We start from the raw sequence: 18,772 nt of genomic DNA, 5'->3' as shown, positions 1-18,772 counted from the left end.
CTTGGTCCAACGTGCCTTATTGTGAAGAGTCTTAGGCTATCGGAGCCAATGATGCGTAGCACTAAATTCGTGTTCGCCATCTGCTTCCTCTTCGGACTGACAGCGGCGAAAGCCGCGGGGGTCAGAAACTTTGACATTCCCGCTGGCGCGACGGGGCCGGCGATCAGACTGCTGGTCTGGACGCCGTGCGCGGAGTCGCCACAAGAAATGGACGCACGTGGAGCCATTTTCTTCGCCGTGCCCGGATGTCCAGTGACGGGCGAAAAACTCCCGCTCATCGTGATTTCGCATGGCAGGCGCGGATGGTTCGGCGGTCACCATGACACGGCCGCGGCGCTGGCCGATGCCGGTTTTGTCGTCGCCGCGCTCAACCATCCTGGTGACACCTGGCGCGACACCAGCCGCACTGACAGCCTTTCGGTGCTCGTCGAGCGCCCGGCGGATATTAGCCGGCTGATCGACTACATGCTCGATGGCTGGCCGGATGCGCCACGCATCGACGCCCAACATATTGGTCTCTACGGCTTCTCGTTTGGCGGCTATACGGGGATTGCTGTCATCGGCGGCAATCCCGATTTACGAAAGGGTTTGCCCAATTGCGCGACGTCGAGCCTGTTGGCCTGCAAGCAACTCGAAAGCGGCGAGGCGCCCGGTCAGCTGATCAAGCCTGATCCGCGCGTCAAGGCCGCTGTCATCGTTGATCCATATCCCGCTTTTGTCTTCCCCGAGAAGAACCTGAAGAGAACAACGATTCCCGTGCAACTGTGGAGTTCCGATCCGGCCCAGAATGCTGACGGTCTGTCAGGATGCTGCGCGGCAGCGGTCAAACAAGGGCTCCCGGTGCCAGACTATCACTTCGTGGCAAACGCCAGGCACTTCTCGTTCCTTGCCACCTGCACCCTAAAGGAAGCGCAGGCAAATCCCGCCGTTTGCACCGATGCGCCGGGTTTCGACCGCGTCGATTTTCATCGGAATCTCCACGCTGATATCGTGGCGTTTTTCCGCAAGCACTTCGCTGAAAGCGCGAACCCGTAGTCATCTCGCCGTGGCTGCCCCGACATTGGGGTTCTCACACACACGTCACCCAGCGCAGATCGAGCTTTTCGAGACGTGGAAGCTCGATCAGCGTTTCCGGCAATGCGGCGAGAGGGGTCCCTCTCAAATCGATCTGGCGCAGCTCCGCCATTGAACCGATCTCTTCCGGCAAATGGGGCAAGCTGTTGGTCCTGCGATACAGCTCACGCAGCCTTGAATCAGCTGTCCCTGACTCCAGGGGATTTATCCAGCATGCCGCCGTTCCAACGACGCGCTCTCCTTGTCGTTGCGAGCGCAGCAGCGAGGCAGCCCAGACTGTCTCGCCTGAGAGGGGATTCTGGATTGCTTCGCTCGCGCTCGCAATGACGCGTGGAGACATCGTGCTTCCAGGCCAGCCGCCCGTGACCCGTCGCCTCACGCGAACTGCGCGAGGCCGTGGCCGACCGACCAGTTTTCCTTGGCGGCGTCGAGGATGACAACGAAGACGTCCTCGGGCCGGAGGCCGGGGCTGTCGCCGAGCAGCGCGGCGATGCGTCGGAACAGCGCCGTCTTCTGCTCTGGCGTGCGGGTGTCGAAGACGGTGATCTGGATGTAGACGAGATCGTCACTGCGGTTGACGTCGAAGGCGTTGCCATAGCGGAAGTTGGAAGGATCGTGCTCGGTGATGATCATGAACTGATCGTCCTCCGGCACGTCGAGCGCCTCGCGCATCGCCCGGTAGAGGCTGTCGAAGATCGCCTGCCGGTAGGCCTCCGGCTTGCCCGCGCGCAGCGAGATGTGAAGCAGCGGCATCCCTGGTCCTTTCATCCGCGACGTCGGCTGATCATCCGCGACGTCGGTTGAGAGATTAGATGCGGCGGTGCGGTTCGGGTATGCTGAGGATCGAGATATCAGTCATAATGGCTGGAAATGACCGAACATCCGCTCGACCTGGACGAGGTCCAGGCCTTCGTCCGTATTGCCGAGCTCGGCAGCTTCACCCGCGCCGCCGAGGCGATGCAGACGACGCAGGCCGCGATCAGCCTGAAGCTGCGGCGGCTCGAGAACCGGCTGGGGTGCCGGCTGATCGAGCGCACGCCGCGGCATGTGCAGCTGTCGGAGCGGGGCAGGGTGTTTCTCGATCCGGCCCGTCAGCTGCTGGCGGCGCACGACCACGCGCTCGCGGCGTTTGCCGGCGTGCGGCAGCGCCTGATCATCGGCATCAGCGACCATGTCGCCGGGCCGGAGCTGCCGGCGCTGATCGCGCGCATGAACGACCATGATCCGCATCTCGTGGTCGAGATCCGCATCGGATCGTCGGGCGATCTGTTGCAGAGCTACGACCGGCGCGAGATCGAGGCGGTGATCGTTCGCCTGCATGCCGGGCGCAGCGATGGTGACCTCGTGACCGAGGAAAAGTTTGGCTGGTTCGCGAGCCCGAACTGGCAGCCGCGCGCGGGCGAGCCGCTGCCCGTCGCGACCATGGCGGAGTCCTGCGGCGTGCGCGCGATGGCCGCGCAGCATCTCGACGCCGCCGGCGTGTCCTGGACCGAAATCTTCGTCGGCGGCGGCGTTGCGGCGGTCGTGGCCGCTGTCACGGCCGGGCTCGGCGTCGCCGCGCTGGCGCCGCGCATGCTGCCATCGGGCGCGGTCGATGTCGGCGCAAGGCTCGGACTGCCGGAGCTGCCCCGGCTGCCGGTCCTGCTGCACACGCGGGTGCGGGAGGGGCGGGCGCGCGCGGCGCTCGATGCCCTGGTGGACGCCTACCGAAGCGCGGTGCAGGCGTGACCCATGCGGCGTCGGGGAGGGATCCTGGAGCTGATCATGGCTGCGGATCCTGCCTCGTAAATTTCCGTTGGCTTTGCTATAAGTTAGCAGGCGGCTCTGACCGGGCGTCGCGTCCTGGAAACCACCGATGTCTGAAACCAAAGCCCGCGTAATGCCCTCGGCGCTTCCGTCCAGCGAGGTGGAGCTCGCGGAATGGAACGCGTTGACCCGCGAAGAGCAGATCGCACGCGTCAGTGGATTCTTCGCGCATCCCGATTGTGAAACGTTCACCGACGAGACCGCTCAGGACATCATTGCGGCCGCTCGGCAGCGAGCTGCGGCGCGTCGTGGGTCGCTACCGGCTCTCGGTCCGCGCGCGAGACCAGCTCGCGCAGATCTTTGACTATACTGAGATCGAGTTCGGTCTCTATCAAGCCGAAGCCTATGCATCCGGAATGATCCGAGTTGCTCGCGGATTTTCCTGCCGTCGGTCAAGCCGACGAAGAGTTTCGGCGCGGACTGCGTCGGTTTCGTTTCCAGGCGCACGTCATCTACTACACGGTGTCGATCGACATGGTCGAGATTCGAGGCGTGTTGCACCATGCGCGTCGGATCAGGCCAAGCATGTTCGACTGATGCATTGGTTATGGACGGCCGCTTCAACTCGTCGGCGATAGTCCCCTGCAACTGCTCGGCCTGGCGCTGTTGTATCGCGAGCGGGGTGCCGATTGGTGTGCGGCCGACGAGGACATTGAAGCGTTCCTAGCTCGTTTCTGTTCCTGATCGCACGTCGGAACAAGGCGGCAGTGCACTCATGAAAATCATCTTTGATCCCGACCTCGGCGCGCTCCGGAGCAGTCGCCTCGGCAGGCGACTGGGTGCACGTCAAATTCCGCATCGCAGCATGTGACACTCATGTCACAGTTACTTTTATACCGACTCTCAAATATAATATGACTATTCAAAGGCATCTCGACGCTTGCTAGGGTCGCGGTCCAATCTCAGGTTGATGAACTTGCTCAGCTAACGAGCGACGCCGGGATTGAGCCGAGGGGAAGCGCGCACCGGGACGACGGCTTTGGGGCCGGGGCGCGACATAAAAACAACCAGAGCCTGGGGCGCTGCGAGGAGCAGAAAAGATGAATGGGTTTGTGACGACCGCACGCATGTGCGGCGTGGGTGTTGCTTTGTCTCTGGTGGGGTGTGGGGCGTATGCGGCGGATATGCCGACCAAGGCGCCGATTCCCTATGCCGGTGTCGATGACTTCTGGACGCGGCCATATCTGTTCGGCGATCTCGGCCGGACCAAATTGAAGGAGCAGGGCATCTCGCTCGCGCTCACGCTCGGCGACGAAGCCGTCACCAATCTCTCCGGCGGCTCGCGCAACACTTCGGCCAATGCCGGGCAGTTGTGGTTCCAGGCCAAGTTCGACATGGCCAAGCTCGCCGGAATCCCCGGCGGCACGATCGGCATCACGCTGGTCGATCGCTTCGGCAAGAACCTCAACAGCGAGGCCGGCATCCCGGCGCTGCAACTGACCAACGAGGTGTTCGGCCGCGGCAACATCCTGCGCCTGACCGAGTTCTACTACTCGCAGAAGCTGCTCGGCGACCGCCTCGAACTGAAGGGCGGCCGGCTGCCGGTCGGCTCCGACTTCTTCTTCGGCCAGTGCGAGTTCATCAACCTGACCTTCTGCGGCGGCCAGCCCGGCAACATCCAGGGCGGCTACATCTACAACTGGCCGGTCAGCCAATGGGCCGGCGTCGTGCACTACAATTTCACCAAGGAGTGGAAGCTGTCGGTCGGCGTCTACGACGCCAATCCGAACTATCTCACGACGTCGGATGCGGGCGTCTATTTGGCGCCGGGCATTCCGCGCTCGAACCCGGCCGCGGGCGTGCTGGTGCCGGTCGAAGTGGTGTGGGAACCGAGCGGTCCGCTGAACGGCACCTGGCGCTTCGGCGGCTGGTATGACAGCGCCCCGTCGATCGACGGTGGCCTGCCCGGCATCATCGGCGTTGTCCGCGGCGGCCCCGGCGTCGGCGACCAGAACCTCAGCAGCCAGCGCGGCCGCTACGGCTTCTACGAATCGATCCTGCAGCGCCTGACGGTCGACGGTCCCAAGGCTCAGGGCTGGTACACCTTCCTCAACACCAGCGTCGCCGATCACCGCACCTCGTATCAGGACTACCAGATCGCCTGGGGCATCAAGCACACCGGCACCTTCTCGTTCCGTCCCGAGGACGAGGTCGGCTTCGCGGTGGGCACGACACACGTCAATTCCGCGGCGCTGACGCCGAATGCCGGCGGCAACGAGATCCCGCTCGAAGCCTGGTACGGCTGGCAGGCGACCGGTTGGATGAACATCAAGTTCGACGCGCAATATGTCATCAATCCCGGCGGCCGCGGCTTCAACGGCGCCGGCGTGAAAACCAACAATGCCGTGGTGCTCGGCCTGCGCACCGTGGTCCACTTCTGATCCGATGCTCAATCGAGGGGCGGATGGCCACATCCGCCCCTCAGCGGCGCTGGAGCGCGCGATGGCGTTGCTGCGCGGATGAGCCGCCGCAGGGCTGCCCATCCGGGCAGGGGCGCGATGCGCGGACGCCGATTGACTCTTCCACACTGCGGCACGACATCTCCTGAAGCGCCGAGCGCGAGTCCGAGGGAGATCGCATGACCGTTTCAGACGCCCATCTCGTTCCCGGTCAACTGGTTCCCAGCCAACGCCGCGGTGACGACGTCGTGGACTGGCTTACCAACGGCACCCGCGACGAACGCTTCATCGACAACATCTTCGCCCAGATGTGTATCCGGCTGCAGCGTGCCGGCATCCCGGTGAAGCGCGCCTCGCTGCACGTCCAGATCAATCATCCGCTCTGGCTCGGCGCGCGCATCCTGTGGAGCGACGGCATGGAGGGCTCCGAGATCGACCGCATCGACTACGACGTCGGCGCGCGGTCCGAATTTATCGGCAGCCCGGTGAGCGAGATTTTTCATGGGGCCGACGAGATCCGCGAGACTCTGACACGCGACCGCGCGCTTGGCCGCCAGCATGCGGTCTATGACGACATGCGGGCCCAGGGTCTGACCGACTATGTCGCCTGGCCGATCTTCCACACGCTCGGCAAGCGGCACTGCGTCACCTTCGCGACCGACCGCCGCGACGGCTTCGATGAGGCCGATATCGATGCGTTGAAGCAGCTGCTGCCGGTGCTGGCGCTGGTCAGCGAGATCCGCATCAAGAACCGCCTGGCGCGCACCCTGCTCGAAACCTATGTCGGGCCGCATGCCGGCGAGATGGTGCTCGCCGGCGCCACGCGGCGCGGCAGCGGCACCACGGTGCGCGCGGCCATCATGATCTGCGATCTGCGCGACTTCACCAGGATCTCCGACAATTGGCCGCGCGACGACGTCATCGATCTCCTCAACGGCTATTTCGACGCGATGGTGGAGCCGATCACCCAGCATGGCGGCGAGATCCTGAAATTCATCGGCGACGGCCTGCTCGCGATCTTCCCGCTCAGCGACCCGCAGGCCTGTGCCAAGCTGCTGTATGCGGTGACCGATGCGCGCAAGGCGATGGCGGCCCTTAACGCACGCAATGCTGAAATCGGCCGCGCGCCGCTGAACTACGGCATCGGCGTGCATCTCGGCGACGTCATGTACGGCAATATCGGCTCGCTCAGCCGGCTCGATTTCACGGTTATCGGCCCCGCGGTGAACATGGCCTCGCGCATGGAGGCGCTGACCAAGCAGGTCGGCCGCAACGTGCTGCTGTCGCGCGCCTTCGCCGAGCACCTCGAGGGCGAGTTCGCGCTGGAGCGCGTCGGCGAATATCCGGTGCGCGGCTTCAGCGAACCGATCGAGCTGTTTGCGTATGAGGGGTAGGGGACGCGCGTATCCCGGATGAGCGCAGCGACGTCCGGGTTCAACTAACGAAATCGAGCATCGCGAGGCTTCGCCGTCAACTCTCATCCAGATACGGCGTCACCACCTCGCGGGTCTCGGCGCTGGTGACCACCGGCACGATCTCGAAGGTCATGCCGGTGTCGCGGGCATTGGCGAGAATCCACTGTTGCAACAGCCGTGCGTCGTCGCATTCCATCAGCTGGAAGCAGCGGTCGAAATTCGGCTCGATCCAGCTGCCGAGATATTTCAGCCCGTCGGGAAATTTGATTCCGGGATCGCGCACCCGGCGATAGACCGGGATCGGATCGCGGTCCTTGAAACGTTCGATGACCATGAACAGCATGCGCGCCCCCTCTGTGTCGGGCGCATTGTGAGCGGGATTCAGCTCTGATGCCAGATCGCACCGGTTGTCTTGCTGTTCGACCAGGCCGGGCTGCAGCCGCGCGGCGTCGTCCGCTCGCCGCCGTCCGGCCATCATCCGGCCGATGCGAGGAGATGGCCTGAACCATCTCCCCCTGAGATCGCGCTGTCCTCCGCATGATGAGAACCGCGCGTTGGTCCGCAACGCACGCAGTCGCGTGTCAGTCCTTGACGATGCGCACGGCGCCCTTGGCGGCGCTGGAGGCGAAGGCCGCATAGGCCTTGAGCGCGGTCGAGACCTTGCGGGCGCGCGTCTTCGGCTTCCAGGCCTGGTCGCCTTTGGCCTCCATCGCGGCGCGACGCCTGGCCAGCTCCTCATCCGACACCGCGAGATGGATGGTGCGGTTGGGAATGTCGATCTCGATGCGGTCGCCGTCCTGCACCAGCCCGATCAGGCCGCCTTCGGCGGCTTCCGGCGAGACGTGGCCGATCGACAGGCCCGAGGTGCCGCCGGAGAAGCGGCCATCGGTGATCAGCGCGCAGGCCTTGCCCAGGCCCTTCGACTTCAGATAGCTGGTCGGATACAGCATCTCCTGCATGCCGGGGCCGCCGCGCGGGCCTTCATAGATGATGACGACGACGTCGCCTTCCTTGATCTTGTTGGTGAGGATCGCTTCCACCGCGGCGTCCTGGCTCTCCATGACGCGCGCCGGACCTGCGAATTTCAGGATCGAGGCATCGACGCCGGCGGTCTTCACGATGCAGCCGTCGCGCGCGATGTTGCCGGTCAGCACTGCAAGGCCGCCGTCCTTCGAATAGGCATGGTCGATGTCGCGGATGCAGCCTTTCTCGCGGTCGAGATCGAGCTCCTGGTAACGGCGGTCCTGGCTGAAGGCGACTTGCGTGGGCACGCCGCCGGGGGCGGCCATGTAGAAATTCCTGACGCTGTCGCTCGCCGTGCGGCGGATGTCCCAGCGCTCCAGCGCAGCCTCCAGCGAGGCCGAATGCACGCTCGGCAATTCGGTGTGCAGCAGGCCGGCGCGGGCGAGCTCGCCGAGGATGCCCATCACGCCGCCGGCGCGATGCACGTCCTCCATGTGCACGTCGGCGACAGCGGGCGCGACCTTGCACAGGCAGGGGACCTTGCGCGAGAGGCGATCGATGTCGGTCATCGTGAAGGGGACCTCGCCCTCATGCGCGGCGGCGAGCAGATGCAGCACCGTGTTGGTCGAGCCGCCCATCGCGATGTCCATGCTCATCGCGTTCTCGAACGCCTTGAAGTTGGCGATGTTGCGCGGCAGCACGCTGGCATCGTCCTGCTCGTAATAGCGGCGGGCGAGATCGACGATCAGATGCCCGGCCTCGACGAACAGGCCGCGGCGGTCGGCATGCGTCGCCAGCACCGAGCCGTTGCCGGGCAGCGACAGGCCGAGCGCCTCGGTCAGGCAGTTCATCGAGTTGGCGGTGAACATGCCCGAGCAGGAGCCGCAGGTCGGGCAGGCCGAACGTTCCATCACCTCGACATCCGCATCCGACACCTTGTCGTCGGCGGCCACAATCATCGCGTCGATCAGGTCGACCTTGCGCAGCTTGCCCTGGATGTTGACCTTGCCGGCCTCCATCGGACCGCCCGAGACGAACACCGCAGGAATGTTCAGCCGCATCGCGGCCATCAGCATGCCCGGCGTGATCTTGTCGCAATTGGAGATGCAGACCATGGCGTCAGCGCAATGCGCGTTGACCATGTATTCCGTGCTGTCGGCGATCAGCTCGCGCGAGGGCAGGCTGTAGAGCATGCCGTCATGGCCCATCGCGATGCCGTCGTCGACCGCGATGGTGTTGAACTCCTTGGCGACGCCGCCGGCCTTCTCGATCTCGCGGGCGACCAGCTGGCCGAGATCCTTGAGATGCACATGGCCGGGCACGAACTGGGTGAAGGAGTTGACGACGGCGATGATCGGCTTGCCGAAATCCTCATTGGTCATGCCGGTGGCGCGCCACAGGCCGCGGGCGCCGGCCATGTTGCGGCCATGGGTGGAGGTGCGGGAGCGATAGGCGGGCATGACGGTTTCCTCAGGCGTTCCTCGAGAACAGGCAATGTTGGTCCGGACAGGCGGGCAGCAGGCCACGGCCGCCGTCCGGCCAAGGACGCCGCGAGGCATACAGCGAAGTCCTTGACGATTCGACCCTAAATTTCGCCGCATCGGGGATGCCAAGCGGGCAGGGCGGCGGTCCGCTGCCCGCCTGTCCGGCGGCGGCCGTCCACAGGCTGGCGGCGTGGTCACAACTTTGTGCCTATTTGTGGAACGCGCGCACGCCGTACATTAGAACGGAGCGGTTCTGTTCCTGGCCGGGAAAGCCGGACAGGTCCGCCATCAGCCTCGGTCGTTTGACTCCAGCTTCTAGAAACCAGCCGTTTGAGCCCAGTCGCTTGATCCCAGTCGCTTGATCCCAGTCGCTTGATCCCATGTCGTGCATCACCCGATCCCTTCACCTGCCCGTCATTGCCGCATTGCTGCTGGCCTGTCCCGGCACGGCGTCCGCGCACGCCATCATCGTCACCTCGCAGCCCGCATCGGGCGCGACCATCGACAAGGACGCGGTCGCGATCCGGCTGCGCTTCAACAGCCGCATCGATCACGCCCGGTCGCGGCTCAAGCTGCGCGCCCCCGATGGCGCGGAGCAGGCGCTGATTCCGGCCGCGGATGCGCCGGCCGACGAGATCGATGCCGAAGCCCGGGCGCTTCGCCCCGGCGCCTGGCACCTGCAATGGCAGGTGCTGAGCGTCGACGGCCACATCACCCGCGGCGACATCCCGTTCAACGTGCGCTGAGCGCGCCATGGCGCTGTTCCTCGACATTTTCGGCTATCTCTCGGTGGTGCTGCGCGGGCTGACCTTGCTGGCGCAATCCTTCACCATCGGCGGTCTCGCGTTCCAGCTCCTGCTGCTGCGGCCGCTGCAGGCCGAGCTCTCCGCCGAGGCGATCATCGTCGGCAAGCGCGGCCAGCGGCTGCTGCGCCTCAGCGCGTTCGGGTGGTTCGCCATCGTGCTGGCCGCGCTTGCGGTCAACATGGCGGCGCTCACCGGCACGCTGGAGCTCTCGCTGGGCGAGGCCGCAGGCGCCGATTTCGCGCGCTCCGGTTTCGCCGTAGCGGCCTGCGCGCTCGGCATCGCGTGGCTCGCCCGCACCGGCCATTGGGGGAGAGCGCGCGCGATCATGCTGGTCGCGCTGGTGGGTCTCGCGCTCGCGATGCAGCTCAATCTCACCCATGCGGCGAGCCGGCTCGACGTGCGCTGGCCGCTGCTCGCCGCCGACTTCCTGCACATGCTCGGCGCCGGGATCTGGATCGGCGGCCTGCCTTATTTCCTGCTGGCGCTGAACGGCTGCAGGTCAGAAGACGACCAGCGCCGGATCGGCCGGCGCTATTCGCTGATGTCGATGGCCTCGGTCGCCGCCATCGTGCTCGGCGGCACCATCATGGCGATGGCCTATCTCGGCTCGTTCGCGGCGATCTATGGCACCGCCTATGGCGTGATGACCTCGGCCAAAGTGGCCATGCTGCTGATGCTGCTGGCGCTCGGCGCCGGCAATTTCCTCGCCGTCGAGCGCCTGCGCCGCCGCGATCCGGCAGCACCGCTGCTGCGGATGAAGCGCTTCGTCGAGGTCGAGCTCGGCATCGGGCTCACGGTGCTGCTCACCGCGGGATCGCTGACCTCGCTGCCGCCCGGCATCGACCTCAGCCAGGACCGGCTGAGCTGGAGCGAGATCGTCGAGCGCGCCACGCCGCAATGGCCGCGGCTCTCCAGCCCCTCGGTCGACCAGCTGACGATCTCCCAGCTGCAGGCCAAAATCGACGCCGCCGACGCCCAGCGTGTGACCGCGCCGCAGGCCTATGTGCCGGGCGAGGGCGTGATCCTGCCGCGCAGCGCCGCCGACATTGCCTGGTCGGAATACAACCACCATTGGGCCGGCATCTTCGTCGTGCTGATCGGCGTGCTGGCGCTGATCGAGCGTTTCTCCTGGGGCCGGTGGGCGCGGCATTGGCCGCTGCTGTTCCTGGTGATGGCGGCGTTCCTGTTCTTCCGCGCCGACGAGATGGCCTGGCCGCTGGGCCCGATCGGCTTCTGGGCCTCGTGGCGCGATCCCGAAGTGGCGCAGCACCGGCTGTTCGTGGTGCTGATCATCCTGTTCGGCCTGTTCGAATGGCGGGTGCGGCTGCGCGGGCAACAAGCCGGCCGGGCGGCGCTGGTGTTTCCGCTGACGGTCGCCGCCGGCGGCGCGCTGCTGCTGACGCATTCGCACGCCATCGCCAATATCAAGGACCAGCTGCTGATCGAGATGAGCCACACGCCGCTGGCGCTGTGCGGCATCACCGCCGGCTGGGCGCGCTGGCTGGAATTGCGCATGGATGGCCGGATCAGCCGCGCCGCCGCCTGGGTGTGGCCGGTGGCCTTCGTGCTGGTCGGCTTGATCCTGCTCGATTATCGCGAGGCCTGAGGCGATGGGACGGCCGCGCCCGTGCCAGCCTCAGGCCATACGATCTCGATATGCTCGTTGTTGAAGTCGGGGTCGTTCTCGTCGCCGCGCCGCCAGCAGGTCATGCCGGCCGGCAGCCCGGCCAGCCGGATCGGCTGGCCGTCCGGCACCCGCGCGCCGAAGGCGAGCAGGTCGATGAAGCGGTTGACGAGGTCGAGAATGGCCTCGCGATGCTCTGTGCGGAGCCGGTGGATGCTGAGGTCGGGACGGCCGAACTTGCGCATGCCGCGGGTGTGGACCCACTCCGTGCCGTCTCCGTCCGGAGAGATCAAGGTCACGACGTGATGCCGGGGTGCGCAATGCCCGACATTGAAGGCGCGCGTGCGCCATTCGGTCGGACTCCACCATTTCAGCATCTGCGGGTCGTAGATCGCGACGCCGCCCACATCCAGGCAGAAGGCCAGGAGGCCGATCACATCGCGGAAATAGCTCAGCGTCCGCGGATCGGCGATGTCGCCTTTCACCACCAGGCAGCAATCCTGCGCGGCCACGATCGCCGCCAGATCGGGATCTTCGGCGATGAGCCGGGTCCAGGGATGTCCGGTGCGAAAGCGCCTCACGACGTCGGGATGCTCGGTCGGACCGTAGGACAGCAGATCGATGCCGTCAGGCACGCCGCTCGACCGATAGGCGCTCCTCGACAGCGGCCGATCGAGATCCACCCAGCCATAGACGACGTAGATCAGGAACGGGTTGTTGCCGCCCGCCACATAGTGAGTTCGCGGCCACTCGGCGAGCAATGGCGTCATGCGCGATGCTCCTGACATGGTGCCGGCTTGGCTTCGGCCTGGTCGCCTGCGCCGCGTTGCATCCGCTCACTCCTTGCGGAGGAAGACATAGTCCGCGGAATAGGCCACGCTGCGGAACTGCCCCGCGGTCTCGCAGGCGCCTTCCAGTTTGCCGCCGGCGGTGTTGATCCGCTGCACCGTGGTGACGTCGGAGAGCACGCCCTTTCCGCCGCGGTGCGAGACCACTTCGAGCTTCAGCCAGGCAATGTCGTTGTCGGTGGCGCCGATCGCGGTGCCCTGCACCCGGCCGCCGATGATCGAGCCGTCCTGATGCTCCCAGCTCGGCCCGGCAGAGTGGCGGCCGACGGTCTTGCCGTCCGCGACCAGCGTGGCGATCGGCTCGCGGAACGTCCAGGCGAGCTTGCCGTCTTTATCGGTCTTGCATTCATAGACCTGCGCGCCCTCGGCATGCAGCGTCAGCACCGGCTTCTCGCCGGCGGCGACGAGGGCATCGGGAATCGCGGTCTCGGCGGCATCGACCTGGACGGTCAGGGCGCCCAGCAGCAGCAGCAGCGACAGCGTGGGGATCACGCGCATGGTCAAGTCCTCGATCATAGCGAAAACGGAAACGAGCCGCGCTTGCGGCGCGGCCCGTCGATAGGTGACCAAACCAGAAGGCGAAAGTGGGGAGACTTACGCCGCCGCCATCGCCTTGGTCAGGTTCTCGGCGATCTTGTCGAGGAACCCGGTGGTCGACAGCCAACGCTGGTCGGCGCCGACCAGGAGCGCGAGGTCCTTGGTCATGTAGCCGGCTTCGACGGTGTCGACGCAGACCTTCTCTAGGGTGGCGGCGAACTTGGCGAGCTCGGCATTGTTGTCGAGCTTGGCGCGGTGCGACAGGCCGCGGGTCCAGGCGAAGATCGACGCGATCGAGTTGGTCGAGGTCTCCTTGCCCTTCTGGTGCTCGCGGAAATGGCGGGTCACCGTGCCGTGGGCGGCCTCGGCCTCGACGGTCTGTCCGTCCGGCGTCATCAGCACCGAGGTCATCAGGCCGAGCGAGCCGTAGCCCTGTGCCACGGTGTCGGACTGCACGTCGCCGTCATAGTTCTTACAGGCCCAGACATAGCCGCCCGACCATTTCAGCGCCGCGGCGACCATGTCGTCGATCAGGCGGTGCTCGTAGGTGATCTTCTTGGCCTCGAACTTGTCCTTGAACTCCTTGTCGTACACCTCCTGGAAGATGTCCTTGAAGCGGCCGTCATAGACCTTGAGGATGGTGTTCTTGGTCGAGAGGTAGACCGAATAGTTCTTGGCGAGGCCCATGTTGAGCGAGGCGCGGGCGAAGTCGTAGATCGACTCGTCGAGATTATACATCTCCATCGCGATGCCCGGGCCCGGCGCCTTGAAGACCTCCTTCTCGATCACCGTGCCGTCGTCGCCGACGAACTTCATCGTCAGGACGCCCTTGCCGGGGAATTTGAAGTCGGTGGCGCGGTACTGGTCGCCATAGGCGTGGCGGCCGATGATGATCGGCTTGGTCCAGCCGGGGACGAGGCGCGGCACGTTCTTGCAGATGATCGGCTCGCGGAACACGACGCCGCCCAGGATGTTGCGGATGGTGCCGTTCGGCGACTTCCACATCTCCTTCAGGCCGAACTCCTTCACCCGGGCCTCGTCGGGGGTGATGGTGGCGCACTTCACGCCGACGCCGACCTTCTTGATGGCGTTGGCGGCATCGATCGTGATCTGGTCGTTGGTCTTGTCGCGGCTCTCCATCCCCAGGTCGTAATATTGCAGGTCGATGTCAAGGAACGGGTTGATCAGCTTGTCCTTGATGTACTGCCAGATGATCCGGGTCATCTCGTCGCCGTCGAGCTCGACGACCGGGTTGGTCACCTTGATTTTTGCCATGATCGATGGGGCCTTCTTGGGAACAGCGCGCCAGGAATGGAAAGCGCTTGTGAAATCAAGCGCGTCATAGCACTGCTGCACCGCGGGCGGAAGCGCACCCGGTATGCGCCCGGTGCTGATTTTCGCAGCCCGCTCATGCAACGGGCGAAGACGGCGGGGCGGCCTCCCTCCGGCTTCGCGCAAACTGCAAAAATCCGGCTTAAGCCGATTATTTTGCTTGAGAATTCTCGCCAGCCGGGCCAACGGAGCGGGAGAGGCGCGCGCATGGCCGCGCCTCACGTGAGATGGAAGGTGAGGGCAGACCCGTGTCGGGGACCGACAAGACCAAGGCAGGCGTGGAGATCGCAGGACCGGTGGTGATCCTGGTCGAGCCGCAGCTCGGCGAGAACATCGGCATGGCCGCGCGTGCGATGGGCAATTTCGCCCTGACCGAGCTGCGCCTGGTCAACCCGCGCGACGGCTGGCCGAACATCGCAGCCACTCGGGCGGCCGCTGGTGCCGACCACATCATCGACCATGTGCGGCTGTTCGAGACCCTGCCGGAGGCGATTGCCGACCTCGACCTGGTGTTCGCGACCACGGCGCGCTCCCACGACCAGGCCAAGCCGGTGATGGGGCCGGAGGCGGCGGCGCGGGAGATGCAGGGCCAGATCGCCAGTGGCGGCCGGGCCGGCATCCTGTTCGGCCGCGAGCGATCGGGCCTGACCAACGAGGAGGTTGCCCGCGCCAACCGCATCATCACCTATCCGGTCAATCCGGGCTTCGCCTCGCTGAACCTCGCCCAGGCCGTGCTGCTGATGGGCTACGAATGGTTCAAGCTGGTGACCTCGGGCGCGCTGCCCTTCACGATGCCCGAGCGCTCCGAGCGCGCCACCCAGGAGCAGCTGGAGGCGTTCTTCGAGAACCTCGTGCGCGAGCTCGACCGGGTCGAATTTCTGCGCCCGGCCGAGAAGCGCGAGACCATGCTGGTCAACCTGCGCAACATCTTCTTCCGCATGGAGCCGACGAGGCAGGACATCCACACATTGCACGGCGTGGTCATGGCGATCGCCGAGGGCCGCAAGGGGCCAGCCAAAGGCGGCGTGCTCGACAGCACGCAGGCGACGCGGCTCCGCGCGCTGATCGCCGAGCAGGGCACGGTCGCCAACCTGCCGGATTCGCGCGGCTCCTTGCGCGGCCTGGCGCGGCTGCTCCGCCGCAACCCGACCGATGCCGAGCGCGCGCTGTGGCACGCGCTGTCGCGCGACCGCCGCTTTGCCGGCCAGTTCAAGCGCCAGACCCCGGTCGGCCGCCACATCCCGGATTTCGTGTCGTTCATCCACCGCCTGGCGATCGAGCTGGTCGGGACGGACGAGAGCGAGGGCGTGGTCGCGGACCGCGCCCAGCGCCGGGCGTGGCTGGAGAGCCGCGACTACCGCGTGACCGAGGTCAGGACGGCGGATGTCGAGAGCGATCTCGAAGCGGAGCTGAAGCGGCTGCAGGCGCTGATCGCCGGGGCGAACTAGCCGATCCGCTTCGACCTGCCGTTGCGCAGTGATCCCATTGTGATCGCGTTGGATCGCGAGCGGGGTGGCGAGCTGGCCTCCGCCTCTGCGCGTCCGCTGGGAGTGTCTTGGTCAATCCCCACGCACGGCGCAATCGCAGATTGAGACTTTGGCCGGCTCACAGCGCGGAAGACGCTGATGAGTCCAGCAGCGCGCGCGTGTCTGCGGCCCGGACATCGCCGACGCCCCTTGGCTTGCCGCGCCGCGTTGTCGGGCCGGACCTTCGCTGGTATCCTGATCGGCGAACGGACAGGGGCGTGGTGTCATGACGATGACTTGGCGGGGGCGTGTGACCCCAGCGGCCTTGGCGCTGGCTGTCGCAGCGTCCCTCTCGATGGGCGTTGCACGCGCGCAGGCGCCCTCGAGCGCGACGTGCGGCAACGAGGAAAATCTGAGCCTGGAGGACCGGATCGCGGGCTGCACGGCCGTGATCGAAGCGGCGGCCGCCAGTCAGCAAAGTGATGCCTTTGCCCGGCTCCGGCGTGCCGAGGCCTACGCCTTGAAGGGGCAGCTGGACCTCGCAATCGCGGACTATGACCGGATCATCGAACGCGATCCCAACGATTTGGCCGCCAGGCTGCGGCGCGCGTCTGTCTATCTCCTTCGGCGCGACCCGGAGGCTGCGACCGCTGATTTCGACAAGATCATTGCGACCGATCGCAGGAACGTCGACGCCCTCATCGGACGCGCCATGCTTCGCTTTGCCAAGCGGGACTTCGACGGCGCGGTGGCTGACTATGGACAGGCCCTGCGGGTCCATCCGGAGAATCTCAAGGCCCATGTCGGCCGCAGTCGGGCCTACAGGGGCATGCGGGATCTCGATAGCGCGATGGGCGACTGCAGCAAGGCGATCGAGATCGGCCCGCAGCGGGACGATGGTTACGTTTGCAGGGGCGAAATCTATCTCTCCAAGAGCGATCTCGATCGCGCCGCCGCGGATTTCGAGCGGGCCATCCAGGTCGATGCAAAAAGCTCGCGGGGATTTGCCGGCATGGCCGTCGTGCAGCAGCGCCGAGGAGAGATCGACGCCGCCATGGCCAGTCTCAATCAGGCCATTGGGCTTGACCCGAAGAATTTCGGCCTCTACCGCAGCCGCGCCTTTCTGTACCTCGAAATCGGCGACGTGCAGGATGCTGCGAGCGATTTCAGTCGATCACTGGAGCCGAATCCAAGAGATCGCTACGTTCAACTCTGGCTGGACGTCGCGCGCCGACGCAGCGCTCAGCCGAGCCAGCTTGCCGAAGCTGCCAAGGGCCTCAATCTGTCGGCTTGGCCGGGGCCGATCATCAAGTTCTATCTCGGCGAGATCACCTTCAGCGAGCTGATGTCGAAGGCCGACGATGCTGATCCATCGAAACTCAATGGGCAGATGTGTACGGCCAATTATTTCGCTGGCGAGCTCGCGCTGGCCGAGAAGGATTCTGGCAAGGCTGCCAAACTTCTCGGGGACGCCGTGAATATCTGTCCTGAAAGCTTCGCCGCGTCGACAGTGGCACGAGCTGAACTCCGCTCGCTCGGTATGAATCCATGATCAGCCGTGGGTCTCAGGTTGGCGACTGTCCTGTGAACGTCACGGAGCGAGCTTGGGGATTGAGCAGGGGACACAGCGTGATGCGGCAAGCTTCGCGCGCATTGGTCGTGACGGTGCTGATCGTGCTGGGAGGGATGTTGCCAGTCCCGATCCCGGCGGCGTATGCCAAGGAGGACCTCGCCGCAAAATGCCTTGCCGCAGCAGTCCAAATGAGCCCGGAGGATCGCATTGCCGCGTGCACTGCGATGATCGATGGCGAGACTGCGCCCCTGCAACGGTTGGTATGGGCGCGCCTCACACGGGCCGATGCCTATCTCAAAACGCAACAATTCGATCTCGCGATCGGAGACTATGACCGGGTCATCCTACAATTTCCAGACAACATCGTTGCGCGCCTTGCGCGCGCCTATGCTCATTGCAGGCAGGGAAACATCGCCGCCTCATTGGCGGACTACGAAGACGTCATCGGTCGCGATCCGCAGAATGCCGCGGGCTATCTTGGGCGAGCCGGCACTCGCATGACCGAAGGCGATCTTGACGGCGCCATCGCTGATTATGAGAGGGCCATGAAGGTTCATCCAGACAATGTCCAAGCCTATCTCGGCCGCAGCGCCGCCTACCGGGCCAAGGACGATCTGGATCGTGCCATCGCCGACTGCAACAAGGCTATCGCGATCAGCCCGGAGCGACAGTACGGCTACCTCTGCCGCGGCAGCGTCTATCGCGCAAAGGACGATCTTGATCACGCGATGGCAGATTTCGTGCATGCGGTCCAACTCGACCCCAAGGATCTGCGCGCAAAAGCAGCCATTGCCGGCATCCATCAAAGCCGCGGCGAGCAGGAGGCCGAGCTCGCCGCTCTCGACGAGGCGATCCGGCTCAATTCGCAAAATGCGTGGATCTACCGATTACGCGGATTCGCACGGATTCAAGCCGATCTGCTGCCCGATGCGATCGAGGATCTTCACCGATCGATCGAGCTCGATCCCAAATGGCCTTATACGCGGTTGTGGCTCGAGATCGCGCTGCAACGCAGCCGACAGCCAAGCCAGCTCGCGGATGCAGCCAAGGGGCTCGATATGGAAAAATGGCCGGCGCCGCTCATTCGCTTGTTCCTGCGTGAAACAACAGTCGACGCCGTGCTGGCCGCAGCCGATGACTTGATCATCAGCAAAAAGCGAGGGCAGGTCTGCGAAGCGAACTTTTATGCCGGGGAGTTGGCGTTGTCCCAAGGCGCCGTGGAAGAGGCAGGGCGGTTGCTGCGCCTTGCGGTCGATGAATGCCCCAGGACATTCATCGAACGGTCAGCGGCCAAGGCCGATCTGCGCAGGCTCGAAGCGGCTTCTCGGGACCCGTACTAATACGGCCGCCGTATCATTTGCTGCCGATCCGTAAATTGCTACCGATTCAACGGTCACAGCATACTGTTGATCAAGACAAGTTTCTAAAATTCGAACGGATTGCGC

At 65.1% G+C, this 18,772-nt stretch carries 17 protein-coding genes; 10 read left to right on the top strand and 7 right to left on the bottom strand.

Features of this window, described 5'->3' with window-relative positions; translation table 11 throughout:
• Positions 1–51: 51 nt before the first annotated feature.
• Complete coding sequence (locus HL671_RS21990) at positions 52–1,035, top strand: alpha/beta hydrolase family protein (protein WP_172238482.1); 984 nt, start codon at positions 52–54, stop codon at positions 1,033–1,035.
• Between the two features lie 34 nt (positions 1,036–1,069).
• Here HL671_RS21990 and HL671_RS21985 read toward each other — a convergent pair whose 3' ends face one another.
• Together HL671_RS21985 and HL671_RS21980 are read right to left on the bottom strand one after the other, a co-directional pair.
• Positions 1,070–1,414 carry a leucine-rich repeat domain-containing protein gene (locus HL671_RS21985; RefSeq protein WP_172238479.1) on the bottom strand — a complete coding sequence of 115 codons (345 nt, stop codon included), beginning with the start codon at positions 1,412–1,414 and terminating at the stop codon, positions 1,070–1,072.
• 35 nt (positions 1,415–1,449) lie between these two features.
• Positions 1,450–1,827 carry a tautomerase family protein gene (locus tag HL671_RS21980; RefSeq protein ID WP_012045371.1) on the bottom strand — a complete coding sequence of 126 codons (378 nt, stop codon included), beginning with the start codon at positions 1,825–1,827 and terminating at the stop codon, positions 1,450–1,452.
• Positions 1,828–1,944: 117 nt separating this feature from the next.
• On the opposite strand from HL671_RS21980, the gene HL671_RS21975 reads away from it, so the two are divergent.
• The 4 genes from HL671_RS21975 (at position 1,945) to HL671_RS21960 (ending at position 6,673) form a co-directional block, all read left to right on the top strand.
• Positions 1,945–2,802, top strand: coding sequence for a LysR family transcriptional regulator (locus HL671_RS21975; RefSeq protein WP_012045370.1), 858 nt, complete (start codon positions 1,945–1,947; stop codon positions 2,800–2,802).
• A gap of 444 nt (positions 2,803–3,246) precedes the next feature.
• The gene (locus tag HL671_RS38420) at positions 3,247–3,417 is read left to right on the top strand and encodes a type II toxin-antitoxin system RelE/ParE family toxin (protein WP_244424111.1); all 171 of its coding nucleotides are present in this window, start codon (positions 3,247–3,249) and stop codon (positions 3,415–3,417) included.
• Positions 3,418–3,920: 503 nt separating this feature from the next.
• On the top strand, positions 3,921–5,261 hold the full coding sequence (locus HL671_RS21965; protein ID WP_172238476.1) for a carbohydrate porin: 1,341 nt from the start codon (positions 3,921–3,923) through the stop codon (positions 5,259–5,261).
• 197 nt (positions 5,262–5,458) lie between these two features.
• Positions 5,459–6,673, top strand: coding sequence for an adenylate/guanylate cyclase domain-containing protein (locus tag HL671_RS21960; RefSeq protein ID WP_172238473.1), 1,215 nt, complete (start codon positions 5,459–5,461; stop codon positions 6,671–6,673).
• Positions 6,674–6,749: 76 nt separating this feature from the next.
• On the opposite strand, the gene HL671_RS21955 is transcribed toward HL671_RS21960, so the two are convergent.
• Positions 6,750–7,037, bottom strand: a complete 288-nt coding sequence (locus HL671_RS21955; RefSeq protein WP_172238470.1) for a DUF3303 domain-containing protein — start codon at positions 7,035–7,037, stop codon at positions 6,750–6,752.
• A gap of 238 nt (positions 7,038–7,275) precedes the next feature.
• Positions 7,276–9,117, bottom strand: coding sequence for a dihydroxy-acid dehydratase (gene ilvD, locus HL671_RS21950; protein ID WP_012045365.1), 1,842 nt, complete (start codon positions 9,115–9,117; stop codon positions 7,276–7,278).
• A gap of 404 nt (positions 9,118–9,521) precedes the next feature.
• On the opposite strand from ilvD, the gene HL671_RS21945 reads away from it, so the two are divergent.
• Both HL671_RS21945 and HL671_RS21940 read left to right on the top strand, forming a co-directional pair.
• Positions 9,522–9,887, top strand: coding sequence for a copper resistance CopC family protein (locus tag HL671_RS21945; RefSeq protein WP_041750885.1), 366 nt, complete (start codon positions 9,522–9,524; stop codon positions 9,885–9,887).
• Positions 9,888–9,894: 7 nt separating this feature from the next.
• Positions 9,895–11,553: a copper resistance D family protein gene (locus tag HL671_RS21940; RefSeq protein WP_172238467.1), complete on the top strand. Its 1,659-nt coding sequence runs from the start codon at positions 9,895–9,897 to the stop codon at positions 11,551–11,553.
• Here the strand turns inward: HL671_RS21940 and HL671_RS21935 are convergent.
• From HL671_RS21935 to HL671_RS21925, 3 genes are all read right to left on the bottom strand, one after another.
• Positions 11,538–12,341, bottom strand: coding sequence for a hypothetical protein (locus HL671_RS21935; protein WP_172238464.1), 804 nt, complete (start codon positions 12,339–12,341; stop codon positions 11,538–11,540). The two genes, HL671_RS21940 and HL671_RS21935, sit on opposite strands and share 16 nt — an antisense overlap.
• Positions 12,342–12,407: 66 nt before the next feature.
• Positions 12,408–12,917 carry a DUF3455 domain-containing protein gene (locus HL671_RS21930; RefSeq protein WP_172238461.1) on the bottom strand — a complete coding sequence of 170 codons (510 nt, stop codon included), beginning with the start codon at positions 12,915–12,917 and terminating at the stop codon, positions 12,408–12,410.
• 96 nt (positions 12,918–13,013) lie between these two features.
• Positions 13,014–14,231, bottom strand: a complete 1,218-nt coding sequence (locus HL671_RS21925; protein ID WP_012045360.1) for an NADP-dependent isocitrate dehydrogenase — start codon at positions 14,229–14,231, stop codon at positions 13,014–13,016.
• Between the two features lie 305 nt (positions 14,232–14,536).
• Here HL671_RS21925 and HL671_RS21920 point away from each other — a divergent pair, with 305 nt between their 5' ends.
• From HL671_RS21920 to HL671_RS21910, 3 genes are all read left to right on the top strand, one after another.
• Positions 14,537–15,736 (top strand): TrmJ/YjtD family RNA methyltransferase, encoded by a 1,200-nt coding sequence (locus tag HL671_RS21920; RefSeq protein ID WP_172238458.1) that lies wholly within the window; start codon positions 14,537–14,539, stop codon positions 15,734–15,736.
• Between the two features lie 328 nt (positions 15,737–16,064).
• The gene (locus HL671_RS21915) at positions 16,065–17,306 is read left to right on the top strand and encodes a tetratricopeptide repeat protein (protein ID WP_210264013.1); all 1,242 of its coding nucleotides are present in this window, start codon (positions 16,065–16,067) and stop codon (positions 17,304–17,306) included.
• An 80-nt stretch (positions 17,307–17,386) separates the two neighbouring features.
• Positions 17,387–18,667 (top strand): tetratricopeptide repeat protein, encoded by a 1,281-nt coding sequence (locus HL671_RS21910; RefSeq protein ID WP_172238452.1) that lies wholly within the window; start codon positions 17,387–17,389, stop codon positions 18,665–18,667.
• Positions 18,668–18,772 lie beyond the last annotated feature (105 nt).

The sequence above is a fragment of the Bradyrhizobium denitrificans genome (assembly GCF_013179005.1).
Classification (GTDB): Bacteria; Pseudomonadota; Alphaproteobacteria; order Rhizobiales; family Xanthobacteraceae; genus Bradyrhizobium; species Bradyrhizobium denitrificans.
This window is presented reverse-complemented; position numbering and strand designations above follow the sequence as displayed.

Bases quoted from the DNA above. Each gene is read 5' to 3' on its own strand.
- HL671_RS21940 (WP_172238467.1), top strand. From the start codon at position 9,895: ATGGCGCTGTTCCTCGACATTTTCGGCTATCTCTCGGTGGTGCTGCGC.
- HL671_RS21985 (WP_172238479.1), bottom strand. From the start codon at position 1,414: ATGTCTCCACGCGTCATTGCGAGCGCGAGCGAAGCAATCCAGAATCCC.
- HL671_RS21945 (WP_041750885.1), top strand. From the start codon at position 9,522: ATGTCGTGCATCACCCGATCCCTTCACCTGCCCGTCATTGCCGCATTG.
- HL671_RS21930 (WP_172238461.1), bottom strand. From the start codon at position 12,917: ATGCGCGTGATCCCCACGCTGTCGCTGCTGCTGCTGCTGGGCGCCCTG.
- HL671_RS21955 (WP_172238470.1), bottom strand. From the start codon at position 7,037: ATGCTGTTCATGGTCATCGAACGTTTCAAGGACCGCGATCCGATCCCG.
- HL671_RS21990 (WP_172238482.1), top strand. From the start codon at position 52: ATGCGTAGCACTAAATTCGTGTTCGCCATCTGCTTCCTCTTCGGACTG.
- HL671_RS21960 (WP_172238473.1), top strand. From the start codon at position 5,459: ATGACCGTTTCAGACGCCCATCTCGTTCCCGGTCAACTGGTTCCCAGC.
- HL671_RS21935 (WP_172238464.1), bottom strand. From the start codon at position 12,341: ATGACGCCATTGCTCGCCGAGTGGCCGCGAACTCACTATGTGGCGGGC.
- HL671_RS21975 (WP_012045370.1), top strand. From the start codon at position 1,945: ATGACCGAACATCCGCTCGACCTGGACGAGGTCCAGGCCTTCGTCCGT.
- HL671_RS21925 (WP_012045360.1), bottom strand. From the start codon at position 14,231: ATGGCAAAAATCAAGGTGACCAACCCGGTCGTCGAGCTCGACGGCGAC.
- HL671_RS21910 (WP_172238452.1), top strand. From the start codon at position 17,387: ATGCGGCAAGCTTCGCGCGCATTGGTCGTGACGGTGCTGATCGTGCTG.
- HL671_RS21980 (WP_012045371.1), bottom strand. From the start codon at position 1,827: ATGCCGCTGCTTCACATCTCGCTGCGCGCGGGCAAGCCGGAGGCCTAC.
- HL671_RS21965 (WP_172238476.1), top strand. From the start codon at position 3,921: ATGAATGGGTTTGTGACGACCGCACGCATGTGCGGCGTGGGTGTTGCT.
- ilvD (WP_012045365.1), bottom strand. From the start codon at position 9,117: ATGCCCGCCTATCGCTCCCGCACCTCCACCCATGGCCGCAACATGGCC.